Here is a 14062-nt window from a genome sequence, read left to right as displayed (position 1 = left end):
CTCAGCCTTTGGCGCCGGGCTTGGGCGCGGCGATGGTCTGCGGCTTGCTGGCGGGGACGGGCTTGATCGGCGCACCGGGCTTGAGGCGCGCGAGGCCCTGCACGATCACCTTGTCGCCCGGCTTCAGACCGCTGGTCACCACCCAGTCGGTGCCGAGGGCGCGCGGCGCCGTGACCTTGCGCTCGGCTGCCTTGTTGCCGGCATCGACCACGAAGACGCTCGCCTCGCCCCGCGCGTTGCGGGTGAGGGCGGGCTGCGGGACGAGGATCGCGCCCTTGTCCACCGCCTGCTCGAACCGCGCGCGCACGAACATGCCCGGCAGCAGCAGGCCTTGCGGATTGGCGAAGCGGGCGCGCAGCGTCACCGTGCCCGTGCCGGCATCCACCATCACCTCGGAGAACTGCACCTGCCCGCGCTGGGGGTATTCGCTGCCGTCCTCCAGCACCAGCGCGACCGAGGTGCTGCCCGGCACCGCCCCGCCCTGCGCCAGCGCACGGCGCAGGGCGAGCAGCTCGGCGCTCGATTGCTGGATGTCGACGAACACCGGATCGACGCCCTGGATCACCGCCAGCGGCTCGGCCTGGTTGCCGGTGACGAGCGCGCCGACGGTGAACAGCGAGCGGCCGATGCGCCCGCTGATCGGGGCGGGGACGCGGGTGAATTGCAGGTTCACTCCCGCGGTCTGCACCTGCGCGCGCGCCTGCTTCACGGCGGCGGCGGCCTGCCGTGCGGCAGCCTGCGCGTCGGTATAGTCCTGCAGCGAAACCGCCTGCGCCTCGGCGAGCGGCTTCAGGCGCTCGGCCCGCACCCGTGTGGCCTCGGCATTGGCGAGCGCGCTCGCAAGGTTCGCCTCGGCCTCGGCGGCAGCCGCGCGGTAGAGGCGCGTGTCGATCTCGTAGAGGGTTTGTCCCGCACGCACCACCGTGCCTTCGGTGAACAGACGGCGGCGAATCAGGCCGGTGACCTGCGGGCGCACCTCGGACATCTCGAAAGCCGCGACCCGCCCGGCCAGCTCGACCGCCACGGGCACGTCGCTGGTCTCGACCACCACATAGCCCACCTCCGGCGCACCCTTTTGGCGCTGGTCCTGAGCGGCGTCACCCGAGCAACCGGCAAGCGCAAGGGCTGCCAGTGCGGCAAGCGACAGACGGGATTTGAGCATGAAATTCACCCGGAGAGGAAACAGGAAGGCGGCGTCCGCCCATTATCTTTTGGTATGCGAGCTGTAGCAGATATGCAGATAACGCTACCAAGGCCCATCCGGTTTCGCTCCGGCCACCGCAATTTCGTCTCGGCCTGACCGGACAGGGCCGCACCTGTTCATATCCGCTGCATCGCGCGGTATAGCCCCGGCCATGAACCCGCTGTTCCGCGATATGCCGACGACGATCTTCGAAGCCATGTCGGCCCGCGCCCGCGCGCGCGGTGCGATCAACCTCGGGCAGGGCTTTCCCGATGGCCCGCGCTGCGACCGGGTAATCGCCGCCGCCGCCCGCGCGCTGGAGGAACGCTCGAACCAGTATCCGCCCGCGACCGGACTGCCCGAACTGCGCGGGGCGGTGGCGCGGTGGTACGGGCGGCATCAGGGCCTCGCGCTCGATCCGGACGAGGTCGTCATCACCTCGGGCGCGACCGAGGCGCTGGCCGCAAGCCTGCTCGCGCTGATCCGGCCGGGCGACGAGGTGCTGCTGTTCGCCCCGCTCTACGATGCCTACCTGCCGCTGGTCGAGCGCGCCGGGGGGACGGCGAAGGTGCTGCGCCTCGCCCTGCCGTCCGGGCGGATCGACCGCGAGGCCTTCGACGCGGCGATCGGCCCCGCCACGCGGCTTCTGGTGTTCAACGATCCGCTCAACCCGCTCGGCACCCGCGCGCATCCCGATGATCTCGCCTTCCTCGCCGAGCGCTGCGCGGCGCATGATCTGGTGGCGATCTGCGACGAGGTGTGGGAGGCGCTGGTCTATGACGGGGGCGCGCACCGCTCGCTGATGGCCTGTCCGGGGATGCGCGAGCGCACGGTCAAGATCGGATCGGCGGGGAAGATCTTCGGCCTCACGGGGTGGAAGGTGGGCTGGATGTGCGCCGCCCCGCCACTCGCGCGGGTGCTGGCCAAGGCGCACCAGTTCCTGACCTTCACCACCCCGCCCAACCTGCAATGGGCGCTCGCCGAGGGACTGGAGAACGAGGACGCGTGGATCGCCACCGCGCGCGACCAGCATCAGGCCTCGCGCGATGTGCTGAGCGGGGGGCTGGCCGCACTCGGCCTTGTCCCCCTGCCGAGCGCGGCGACCTATTTCGTGTCGGTCGATCTGGCGGCTTCCGGCATCGCGGCGGACGACACGGCGTTCTGCGAGGCGATCATCGACCGCGCGGGCGTCGCCGCGATCCCGGTCTCGGCCTTTTTCGCCAGCGAGCCCGCCACCCACCTCGTGCGCTTCTGCTTCGCCAAGGAGCGCGCAACGCTCGATGCGGCGCTCGCGCGGCTGGGCGAGGCGCTGGCCGTGCCGGGGCTGCTGCGCGGCTAGGGGCTGGCAGCCGCGCCGCACAGACGCTACCGCCCGTCAAAACATTCCCCGGGAGGCCTTTGCGCGTGACCTACACCCCCCACAACTTCGTCACCCATCTCGAATGCGGGCTGACCGGCGAGCACTATCCTGCGGGCGAGGTCCACCAGCTCTCGCGCGCCGGGCGGCCGCTGCTGGTGCGCTATGATCTGCCCGCCGTCGCCAAGGTGCTGAGCCGCGAGATTCTCGCCAGCCGCCCCGCGAGCCTGTGGAAGTGGCGCGAGCTGCTGCCGCTCGCCGATTACAGCAACCGCATCGATCTGGGCGAGGTCGCCACCCCGATCCTGCCGCTGGCGCGCACGGCAGCACGGCTCGGGGTGGAGACGCTCTGGGTCAAGGACGAGGGGCGCCTGCCCACCGGCTCCTTCAAGGCGCGCGGCCTGGCGATGGCGCTTTCGATGGCCAAGGAATTCGGCATCACGAAGATCGCCATGCCGACCAACGGCAATGCCGGCGCGGCGGCGGCGGCCTATGCCGCGGCGGCCGGGATCGAGACGGTGATCTTCGCCCCCGAGGAAACGCCCGAGATCAACATCCGCGAGATCGCCGCTTACGGCGCGCGGGTCTACCGCGTGAACGGCCAGATCGACGATTGCGGCAAGCTCGTCGCCACCGGGCGCGAGACGCAGGGGTGGTTCGACCTCTCGACCCTCAAGGAGCCCTACCGGATCGAGGGCAAGAAGACGATGGGCCTCGAACTGGTCGAACAGATGGGCTGGCGGGTGCCCGACGTGATCTTCTACCCCACCGGCGGGGGCACGGGCCTGATCGGCATGTGGAAGGCCTTTGCCGAACTCGAGGCGATCGGCCTCATCGGCCCCGAACGCCCGCGCATGGTCGCGGTGCAGGCCGAGGGCTGCGCACCGATCGTGCGCGCCTTCGACGCGGGCGAGCGCCACGCGGTGCGCTGGGAAGACCCGGCAACCGTCGCCTGCGGCATCCGCGTGCCGCAAGCCGTGGGCGATTTCCTGATCCTCGACGCGGTGCGCGAAAGCGGCGGCTTTGCCATCTCGGTAATCGATGCCGCGATCGAGGCGGCGGTGGACGCAGTCGCGCGCGAGGACGGCACCCTGCTCTGCCCCGAGGGCGGGGCGACGCTGGCGGCCTACGAAAAGGCGCTTGCGACGGGCCTTGTGCGGCCGGACGAGGAAGCGCTGCTGTTCAACTGCGCCACGGGCCTCAAATACCCGCTCACCGATCATTCCCGCGTGCTCGACCGGCACCAGCCGATCGACTGGGCGACGATCTAGCCGCACATCCTGCGGCACTTGCGCCACAGGTGCGCGACAATTCGCAGAACCGCGCGCGCGTCGCGAGGCGGCAAGCCGCCTGACGGGATGAAAAGCCGTGGGATTGCATGCGGTTGCAGTGATCCGCGCCAAACCTGCGAAAAACCGCAGTATTTCAACCATGTGACCGCCGTCATGTGACGGTCTGCAAAGTGTCACGCGCTGTCCATAGCCGCGCCCCAATTCGTCACGCCAATTGGGGAACATCGATGTTCAAGTCCGCAAATCCCGGCCTGCGCCTGTCGCGCAAGGCTCTCATGCTCGCCGCTGTTGCCGCCATTCCGCAGGCGGTGCTGGCCGAAGATCTGACCGCCGAGGAAGCCGCCCCGGCCGAGGGCGAGGAAATCGTGGTCGACGGCACCCGCCCGATCGCCGAATCCGAAGCCGCCGCGCTGCGCACCCAGCGCCAGTCGGACAACCTCGTCTCGGTCCTCTCGGCGGACTCGGTCGGCCGCCTGCCCGACCAGAACGTCGCCCAGGCCACCGGCCGCCTGCCCGGCCTCGCGGTCGAGCGCGACCAGGGCCAGGCGCGCTACATCTCGATCCGCGGCGCGCCCAACTACTGGACCACACTGAGCTTCGACGGGATCAACATCGTCAGCCCCGAAGGCCGCGACGCGCGCTTCGATTCGATCCCCTCGGCCATCGCCTCGCAGATCATCGTCTCCAAGGCCGTGACCCCGGAAATGCCGGGCGAGACCGTGGCGGGCAACGTCAACATCATCACCCGTTCGGCCTTCGACTATCCGGGCCTGCGCGCCTTCGGCAAGGCGGGGGCGGGGATCGCCGAGCTGGGCGACCGCAAGGAATATGAAGCCAACCTCGTGCTGTCCGACCGCTTCGATGTCGGCGGGCTGGGCGAGATCGGGGTGCTCGTCTCGGGCACCTATTACGAACGCAACATGATCACCGACAACTTCGAGACCGACTGGGAGCGCGTCTCGCAGGATACCCGCCCCGGCAGTGCCACCCGCTTCTGGGCGCGCGAGACCGAGAACAAGCTCTACCGCCTGACCCGCAAGAACTGGTCGGTCTCGGGTCGGCTCGACTGGCGCCCGAACGACGACAACCAGATCTCGCTGCGTTCGGTCTACACCATCTTCACCGACGACGAGGCGCGCGACAACTACATCTTCGATCTCGACGACCGGCAGGGCGATCTGGTCGCGAACACCGCCGATTGCCCGACGACGGTCAACACCTCGCCGACCACCACCGGCTATGCCGACATCTGCATCGGCAACACGCCGCTCGCCGGCACGGTCTACGGCATCGACATCAACCAGCGTTCGACCCTGCGCGCCTTCCGCCAGTCGATCTTCACCAACACCATCGAAGGCAAGCACACCTTCGGCGACAGCGGTCTGCGGCTCGAATGGACCGGCAACTACACCCGTTCGCGCGATGACCGCTCGGTGACGGGCGAGGCGCGCTGGAACAGCCCCTCGACCCGCACTCTGCGCCCGACCGTGAGCTATGACTTCACCGATCCGCTCCGTGCGCGCGTGCAGCTGTTCAACACGGTGCAGCTGTCGGGCCCGACCCGCTATCAGGCCGGCACCGCGGTGACCGCGATCGACACCTTCACCAAGCCGCTCGCCCAGCTGCGCGTCGCCGATCTGGTCGACGATACCGATGCCTACACCGGACGCGCCGTGCTCGCTTACGAGACCGGCTTCCTCGGGGCCGAGGCGACCTTCAAGGCGGGCTTCCAGTACGACCGGCGCACCAAGGAATCGGTCAACTTCGAGATCCTGCGCACCTCGAGCGCGGACTTCGCCACCATCGGCATCCCGACCGATTACAACGCCTTCTCGCTGGACACCCCGTTCCAGGGCAAGATCCCGCTCGGCTACACCTTCCGCTACTTCGACACCGCGGCGATGACCGCAGCCTCGAACGCGGCGCGCGCCAACTTTGCCCGCACCCGCCTCACCGACGAGGACTACAAGGTACGCGAGACGATCTACGCGGGCTTCATCATGGGCACGCTCAAGTACGACTGGGGCAGCATCCTCGGCGGCGTGCGCATCGAGCGGGTCGAGAACACCGGCGTCGCCACGGTTCCCGGCACCACCACGGTGATCAACGCCGAGGCCGCCAGCACGCTGCTCTTCCCGAGCCTCCACGTGAACTACAACGTCTCGCCCAACGGCAAATTCCGCATCGGCTACACCACCGGCGCGGCGCGGGCCGATTACGACCAGCTGCGTCCCAACGTGCAGATCAACGATGCCAACGAGACGATCTCAGGCGGCAACCCGGCGGTGAAGCCGGAACGCTCGTGGGGCCTCGACAGCTACCTTGAATGGTACATCGTGCCGCAGGGCTTCCTCTCGATCGGCGCCTTCTACCGCGACGTGCGCGACGTGCTCTACACCGACCGCCGCACCTTCGGTTCGAACGCGCTGAACTTCGGCGGGATCGACCGGTCGGACTACATCTTCTCCGGCATCAACAACGCGGGCGAGGGCCGGATCATCGGGCTCGAAATGGCGGCCCAGCTCCAGCTTGAACCCTGGACCGACGATCTCGGCCTGCCCGGCTGGCTCGGCGGCTTCGGGATCACCGCCAACCTCACCCTCAACGACAGCGAGGCGACCAAGCCCGCCTTCGCCGCCTCCAACATCCCGGCACGCAAGGTGCGCCTGCCGGGCACCTCGGACTACGTCTACAATATCGGCGCCTATTACGAGAAGTACGGCTTCTCCGCCCGTCTCCAGTACCAGAAGCGCAGCGCCTGGCTGGACGGCATCGCCAATGATCTGACCGACGCGGGCGACACCTACTGGGCGGCGGACGACGAGATGGACTTCTCGGCACGCTATGCAATCAATCGCAATTTCGAGGTTTATTTTGATGCCTCGAACCTGCTCAACAAGCCGGGCCGCCGCTTCTCGGAGCCGGGCAACCTGCTGACCGCGACCGGCACGCCGACCCCGTTCACCGACAACCTGACGATCGAATACGAACGCTTCGGCCGCCGCTATTCGGGCGGGGTGCGCATCACCTTCTGATCCCCCGGGCAGAGACACTCGGATGGCCCGGTCGCCTGTGCGGCCGGGCCATTTGCGTTGCGGCTTGCCGCTTTCGCCTGCCGTTCGTCGATTCCCGTCAGCCGGGGTTCAACTTTGCGCTTGCAATCGCAACGCGCGGCGCTAGGCGCGTGATACGTTATCACATCCATAAAACGGGACGTCCGATGAACACCAGCAAGCTCTCCCTTGCCCCCTCCCGCCTTGCGCTGGCCGCAGGTCTGGGCCTCGCCTTCTCTGCCGCCCCCGCACTGGCGGACGACGCCGCGCCGGGTGCCAATGCTGCCGCGGCCGAACAGCCCGCAGGCGGCGCGGGGCCGGAGGATGATGTCCACAACCGCCAGACCGATTATGAAGGCAACATCATCGTCAGCGCCGCGGGCCTCAAGGAGCTCGACCTCCTCGCCGGCACCAGCGTGGTCGAGATCAAGGACATCCAGCGCAACGCCGCCACCGGCCAGATCGGCGACCTGCTGACCAAGATCCCGGGCGTCTCAGCCTCCAGCTTCGCCCCCGGCGCCTCGCGCCCGGTGCTGCGCGGCCAGCAGGGCGAGCGCGTGCGCGTGCTGGTCGACGGGATCGGCACCTCGGACGTCTCGAACACCTCGGTCGACCACGCCACCACGATCGAGCCGATCACGGTCGAGCGGATCGAAGTGCTGCGCGGCCCGGCCGTGCTGCTCTACGGCAGCCAGGCGATCGGCGGCGCGGTCAACGTGATCGACAAGCGCATCCCGACGCGCATGCCCGACCATGACCTGCACCTCGACGCCTTCGGCGCGATCGACAGCGCGACCAACCTGCGCACCGCAGCGAGCTCGCTCGATGTCGGCGTCGGCTCGAACCTCGTGTTCCATGTCGACGGTTCGTGGCGCAAGTCGGACGACATCGACATCGGCGGGTTCCAGCTCGCGCCCGACCTGCGCGCCGATCTCCTCGCCGATGCCGCCGAGGAACAGGCCGAAGGCGAACTCGAGGAAGCCGCCGAGCTTCGCGAAGCGGCCAACCAGCGCGGCACCGTGCCCAATACCTCGATGGAAAGCTGGACGATCAACGCCGGCTTCGGCCTGATCCTCGGCGAGAGCACGCTGGGCGCATCGCTGGGCTGGTACGACACCAATTACGGCGTCCCGACACGTCCCGGCACCGAACACGCGCACGGCGAGGAAGAGGAAGCCGCCCTCTTCGCCGCCGCCGCTGCGGGCGAGGAGGAAGGCCCGGTCACCATCGGCCTCAAGCAGTTCCGCGCCGACCTCAAGGGCGATGTCTTCCTCGGCGAAGGCGCGTTCGAGCGGCTCAAGTTCCGCGTCGGCTATTCGGACTACACCCACACCGAATTCGAAGGCGATGAAGTCGGCACCGTGTTCGACTCCACCAGCCTCGAAGCCCGCGCCGAGCTGGTGCAGAACACCGGCGGGGCGCTGCGCGGATCGAGCGGCATCCAGTACCAGCACCGCGATTTCTTCGCCGTCGGGGCCGAGGCCTATATTCCGCCCAACCTGACCGACCAGTTCGCCATCTTCACGCTCCAGGAATACGGCACCGGTCCGTTCCAGATCGAAGCCGCCGCCCGCGCCGAGTTCACCAAGGTCAAGGCCCAGACGCTCGGGATCGAGAACGACTTCGACACCCTCTCCGGCGCGCTCGGCGTGGTCTACGAAGGCATCGAAGGCATCCGCCTCGGCATCAACGGTTCGCGCGCCGAACGTGCGCCGAGCGCCGAAGAGCTCTTCGCCAACGGCCCGCACATCGCCACGCAGGCGTTCGAGATCGGCAATCCCGATCTCACCACCGAACGCGCCTGGGGCCTCGAGGCCTATGCCCGCGGCAGCATCGGCAAGGGCACCTTCAGCCTTACCGCCTACCGCCAGTGGTTCGACAATTACATCTTCCTCGAGGAAACCGGCGAGGAAGAGGACAAGCTCCCCGTCTTCGAATACCTCCAGCAGGATGCCGACTTCTGGGGTGTCGAAGCCGACTTCAGCTACCCCGTGATCGACACCGACGGCTTCCGCCTGCTCACCGACCTCAGCGCCTCCTATGTCGAGGCCGAGCTCGCCGATGGCACCGCCGTCCCGCGCATTCCGCCGCTGAGCCTGCTCGGCGCGCTTGAAGCCCAGACCGGTCCGTTCGACCTGCGCGGCGAGGTCCAGTGGTTCGACAAGCAGGACCGCGTCGTCGGGGTCGAGACCCCCACCGACAGCTTCACTCTGGTCAACGCGCTGGTCGCCTGGCGTCCGCTCAAGGACAACCAGAACGTCACGCTCCAGGTCGCCGCCGACAACATCTTCGACGTCGTGGGCCGCCGCCATGCCAGCTTCACCAAGGACTATGTCCCCGTGCTGGGCCGCAACATCCGCGCGAGCATCCGCCTGAGCTTCTGACGCTCCCGAGGCGAGGCCCCGCGCAAGGGTCGCAAGAGGGGCAGCCGGTCATCCGCCGGCTGCCCCTTTTTCGTTACTCTTCCACCGCGAAGGTCAGTTCGGCGTGCTCCTCGAGCCGCTTGACCAGATCCTCGCCGAGGAAGGCCCCCGGCGTGCCGATCCCGCCCGGACGGTCGCAGGAAAGCAGCGCGATCCCCGTCTCGCTCAGCATCCGGCTGGTCGAGCCGTAACCCGGATCGTAGCGGCCCTTGACCCCGTATTGCAGGCGCTGCCCGTCGGCCATATCGGCGACGAAGACCACATCGTAGAAGCCGTTCTCGCGCTCTTCCTTGGTCGGCCCCTCGCCCGGCTTGGGCGGCTTGGCGCCGAAGGGGTTCTTCATGAATTCGAGCGCCGCATTGGCCGCGGCCTTCCCCGCCTCGCCGGGGCTGGTCAGCATCATCTCGTCATACTTGAAGTCCGCGCCATAGGGGTGACCGAGCAGGAAGTTGGTGCGATGCACGTTCTTGGTGTTGATCGGTGCCATGACGAAAGGCGCGGACCACTTGCCGAGGTCGTCCTCATAGGACGGGATCATGCCCGAGGGCTGGTCCGGCCCCTCGAAACCGGGGCACAGCGCGAAGGGATTGCGCAGCACGCCGATCACCGAGACGTCCTTGGCTGCCGCCTTCATCGTCGCCCCGAGGCTCGCCGCAGTGCCGCCCGAGAAGGTGCCCTGCATCGCCCGCACGCGCCCGCGGATGCGCGGCGCGGGCTTGCCGAATTTTGCGACGCAGGCCTTCTGCGTCATCATCACGCCGAGATCGAAGGGAATGGAGTCGAACCCGCTCGAGAAGCAGATGCGCGCGCCGCTGGCTTCGGCAGCTGCCTGATGCTCGGCGATCTTGGCCGCCATCCACGCAGGTTCGCCGCAAAGGTCGGCATAGTCGGTGCCGGTCTTGACGCAGGCGGCGACGAGCTTGTCGCCATAGAGCTGGTAGGGGCCGACGGTGGTGAGGACGACTTTCGTCCGCGCGCACATGGCTTCGAGGTCGGCATCGTCACCGGCATTGGCGACCACCAGCGGGGTCGATGCCGGCGCGCCGATCAGGTCGCGCACCTCCTCGAGCTTGGCGAGGCTGCGGCCTGCCATCGCCCACTTCGGGCCGTCATCGCGGCTGCCGTAATGGCTGGCGAGATACTCCGCCACCAGCCGCCCGGTATAGCCCGTGGCGCCATAGACGATGATGTCGAATTCGCGGGTGCTCATGCATGCTCTCCTTTGGCTGGCGTGTTGCCACGCACAGCAGCGCTCCGCCAGACCGAATCCGTGCGGCGTCCTGCCGACAAGCGGACAAAGCGGACACCGTGTCCGCTTGGCGACGAGCCAAAGGTGGGCGCAATTTCAGAGACTTGCGTCACTTTCGACAAGGCGGACGGACAAGGAATCTCGGGCGAAAACACCGGACAAGCGCCTTTCGGATGGTCAACCCGGCGAGCCTACGCCCGTCCACCCGAAGTAGGAAAGCGCGCCTGACGCCGGGGCACTATAGCCGCGGCCGCTAAAGCCGCGGAAGCGTCACCCCGCGCTGGCCCATGTATTTGCCCGCGCGGTCCTTGTAGCTGACCTCGCAGCGCTCGTTGCCCTTGAGGAAAAGGAACTGGCACGCGCCCTCGTTGGCGTAGATCTTGGCGGGGAGCGGGGTGGTGTTGCTGAATTCGAGCGTGACGTGCCCCTCCCAGCCCGGCTCGAGCGGGGTGACGTTCACGATGATCCCGCAGCGCGCATAGGTCGATTTGCCGAGGCAGATCACCAGCACGTCTTCCGGCACGCGGAAATACTCGACCGTACGGGCGAGCGCGAAGGAGTTGGGCGGGATCACGCAGACATCGGTCTCGCGGTCGACGAAGCTGTTCGGATCGAACTGCTTGGGATCGACCACCGAGGAATCGACATTGGTGAAGATCTTGAACTCCGGCGCGACGCGGGCGTCATAGCCGTAGGACGAAAGCCCATAGGAGATCACCCCGTCCCGCCGCTGCGCCTCGACGAAGGGCTCGATCATGCCATGCTCGAGCGCCTGGGTGCGGATCCATTTGTCGGAGAGAATCGCCATGCGAGAGGGATTCCCGATGGCGGGCGCGGGGGCAAGGGTGATGCGAGACCTATCCCCTGTCGTCACCCCGGCGCAGGCCGGGGCCCAGCTTCCGCCGGGATGACAATTGATGGAAGGAGCCCGTCCGCTTTGCAGCGATTTGGGCCGAAAGCGGAAATTCGCAAATCGTTTAGAGTTTCGGACGCCGATAGGCGTCGGAAAGTCGACGGTGCCCGAACCCGCGGGCCGCATGCGGTGAGCTATGGGGATTTCGATTTACGGCCGATCTGGGCGTCTGCAGACGGTGTCGATAAGCGGACGGGTTTGAGAGCAGCCCGTCCGATTTTGGAGTGACAGGGCGGCTGTGGGGAGCTCGTCCGTCCGATTTTGGCGATGGGACGACTGCTCCTGGGCGGATGATATGCAGACATCCTCATCCCCGGGAGCGCGGTTGCGGTGAGGTCTGGCGGTGTGGGGCCGTGCCGGGTCACGACGCAAGGTTCCCGGATGGTGCGATCGGACATGGCGGGCCGCGCGGCAGATAGCGGCGTTCGATGGTCTCGATGATGATCATGGTCCCGCCGCAGCAAGGGCATGGCGGGCGCGGATCGGGGGGCTCGGTGGGTGGCTCGACCGCGGTGGGCGGCGCGAGGGCGAGCAGGCGGCGGGCGCGCTCGAGGTGGGCCTTGCGGGTGCCGCTGGCGAGCAGGCCATAGTGGCGGATGCGGTGGAACCCGCGTGGCAGGCAGTGCAGCAGGAAGCGGCGGATGAACTCGTCGGCGCTGAGCGTCATGACCTGCTGCCGGTCTGGCGTAGAACGGCGATAGTCCTTGTAGCGGAACGTGACCCCATGCTCGTCGAGCCGCAGGAGGCGACTGTTCGAGATGGCGACCCGGTGGGTGTAGCGCGAGAGATAGGCGAGCACGGCCTCGGGACCGGCGAAGGGCGGCTTGGCGTAGACCACCCAGCGCTTTTTGCGCACCGGCGCGAGGTGGCGCAGGAATGCGCGACGATCGGCGAGATGAGCGAGCCGACCGAAGAAGGCGAGCTTGCCGGCATCGTAAAGCGCCAGCAGCCGAGTGAGGAACAGGCGGCGGAACAAGGCGCCCAGCACGCGCACCGGCAGGAGGAAGGCCGGGCGGGATGATATCCATCGCTCCCCATCCGGCGCGATACCGCCGCCCGGCACGATCATGTGGATATGCGGGTGGTGGGTCATGGCCGAGCCCCAGGTGTGGAGCACGGCGGTGATGCCGATGCGGGCACCGAGATGCTTCGGGTCGGCGGCGATGGTGAGCGTGGTCTCGGACGCAGTCTTGAACAGCAGGTCGTAGAGCAGCGCCTTGTTGTGGAACGCGATATCCGCGATCTCGGCAGGCAGCGTGAAGACGACATGGAAGTATCCCACCGGCAGCAGGTCGGCCTCGCGCGAGGCGAGCCAGGTGCGCGCGGCGGTGCCCTGGCACTTGGGGCAATGGCGGTTGCGGCAGGAGTTGTAGGCGATCCGCCAATGTCCGCAGTCGGTGCAGGCCTCGACATGCCCGCCCAGCGCGGCGGTGCGGCAGTGCTCGATCGCCGACATGACCTTGAGCTGATGCAGGCTCAGGTGCCCGGCATGGGCGAGCCGATAGGCTGGCCCGGCAGCGCAGAAAACGTCGGCGACCTCGAGTGCGGCGCGCACCGGTCCTCAGCCGCTCGGCGCCTCCTTGTCCGGTGCCGCCAGTGCGAGCCGGTCAAGCGGGCTGACCACGGCGCGCACCGTCTTGGTTGCCACTTGCGTGTAAAAGGCGGTGGTGTTCAGCTTGGCATGACCGAGCAGCGCCTGAATGACGCGGATATCGACCCCGTCCTCGAGGAGGTGCGTAGCAAAACTGTGACGCAGCGTGTGCGGTCCTACCCGCTTGGCGATGTCGGCTGCCTCGGCAGCTTCGACGACGACACGGTGGAGCTGGCGTGTGCTGATCGGCAGCATGGCGCCTCGTCCCGGGAAGAGCCAGCCATCAGCGTGGAGCACACCCTGCTGACGCCCCGCGCGCCACCAGTCACGCAGCAGCACGAGCAAGCCCTCTGGCAGCATGGCATTGCGGTATCGCCCGCCTTTGCCACGCTCGATCCTGAGCAGCATGCGCTTGCTGTCGATATCGCGCACCTTGAGCGCCGCGACCTCGCCGACGCGCAGACCCGCACCATAGGCGACCGACAATGCGGCCTGATGCTTGAGGCTGGTGGTCGCATCGAGCAGGCGCTTCACCTCGCTCTGGGTCAGCACCACCGGGATCTTGCGAGCGTGCGCGGTGCGGACCAGCTTGCGTGCAAGATCGGGCCGGTCGAGGGTGTGGGTGAAGAGGAACCGCAGCGCCGCCACGATGCTGTTCATGGTCGGCGCCGGCACCCCGGCTTCCCGTTGCTCAATCTGGAACCGGCGGACATCCTCGGCGGTCGCGGTATGCGGCGAGCGCCCCAGCCAGGTCGCGAACCGTCCCACATCGCGCTGGTAGTTGCGTTGCGTCTCCGGCCCGAACCGGCGCAGTGACATATCCTCGATCAGCCGCTGGCGAAGCGGGCTGACCGGCCCAATCGGAATAATCTCGTTCATCGTTCGACTCCTTGGTTGAAGGAGCCACAATCGTCTGCCTCTCTCGGATCAGGCGCTACGCCTGTCGTTCTACATCACCCTCGCCGCCAGCGACACTCCCGCGAAGCGGGTTCGTGCATCGA

At 67.7% G+C, this 14062-nt stretch carries 9 protein-coding genes; 4 read left to right on the top strand and 5 right to left on the bottom strand.

All coding sequences use genetic code 11. The features are described from left to right. Position 1 precedes the first annotated feature (1 nt). Positions 2–1162, bottom strand: a complete 1161-nt coding sequence (locus tag BZF57_RS16315; RefSeq protein ID WP_086740079.1) for an efflux RND transporter periplasmic adaptor subunit — start codon at positions 1160–1162, stop codon at positions 2–4. 193 nt (positions 1163–1355) lie between these two features. Between BZF57_RS16315 and BZF57_RS16310 the strand changes: the two genes are divergently transcribed. The 4 genes from BZF57_RS16310 (at position 1356) to BZF57_RS16295 (ending at position 9269) form a co-directional block, all read left to right on the top strand. Beyond that, a complete protein-coding gene (locus BZF57_RS16310; protein ID WP_086739999.1) occupies positions 1356–2522 on the top strand; it encodes an aminotransferase in 1167 nt (388 codons plus the stop codon). Between the two features lie 65 nt (positions 2523–2587). After that, positions 2588–3811 carry a threonine synthase gene (locus BZF57_RS16305; protein WP_206073287.1) on the top strand — a complete coding sequence of 408 codons (1224 nt, stop codon included), beginning with the start codon at positions 2588–2590 and terminating at the stop codon, positions 3809–3811. A gap of 248 nt (positions 3812–4059) precedes the next feature. Beyond that, positions 4060–6867: a TonB-dependent receptor gene (locus tag BZF57_RS16300; protein ID WP_086739995.1), complete on the top strand. Its 2808-nt coding sequence runs from the start codon at positions 4060–4062 to the stop codon at positions 6865–6867. 185 nt (positions 6868–7052) lie between these two features. After that, positions 7053–9269: a TonB-dependent receptor gene (locus tag BZF57_RS16295; RefSeq protein ID WP_086739993.1), complete on the top strand. Its 2217-nt coding sequence runs from the start codon at positions 7053–7055 to the stop codon at positions 9267–9269. Between the two features lie 73 nt (positions 9270–9342). Here BZF57_RS16295 and BZF57_RS16290 read toward each other — a convergent pair whose 3' ends face one another. The 4 genes from BZF57_RS16290 to BZF57_RS16275 all read right to left on the bottom strand — a co-directional run bounded on the left by BZF57_RS16290 (position 9343) and on the right by BZF57_RS16275 (position 13940). Next, positions 9343–10518 (bottom strand): saccharopine dehydrogenase family protein, encoded by a 1176-nt coding sequence (locus BZF57_RS16290; protein WP_086739991.1) that lies wholly within the window; start codon positions 10516–10518, stop codon positions 9343–9345. 292 nt (positions 10519–10810) lie between these two features. Continuing rightward, positions 10811–11365: a dCTP deaminase gene (gene dcd, locus BZF57_RS16285; protein WP_086739989.1), complete on the bottom strand. Its 555-nt coding sequence runs from the start codon at positions 11363–11365 to the stop codon at positions 10811–10813. 466 nt (positions 11366–11831) lie between these two features. Beyond that, positions 11832–13025: an IS91 family transposase gene (locus tag BZF57_RS16280; RefSeq protein ID WP_067489996.1), complete on the bottom strand. Its 1194-nt coding sequence runs from the start codon at positions 13023–13025 to the stop codon at positions 11832–11834. 6 nt (positions 13026–13031) lie between these two features. Next, entirely contained in the window at positions 13032–13940 is a 909-nt protein-coding gene (locus tag BZF57_RS16275; protein WP_067402726.1) for a tyrosine-type recombinase/integrase, read from the bottom strand. Positions 13941–14062: the final 122 nt, after the last annotated feature.

It is taken from the genome of Erythrobacter colymbi (genome assembly GCF_002155685.1).
Lineage (GTDB): Bacteria > Pseudomonadota > Alphaproteobacteria > Sphingomonadales > Sphingomonadaceae > Erythrobacter > Erythrobacter colymbi.
This window is presented reverse-complemented; position numbering and strand designations above follow the sequence as displayed.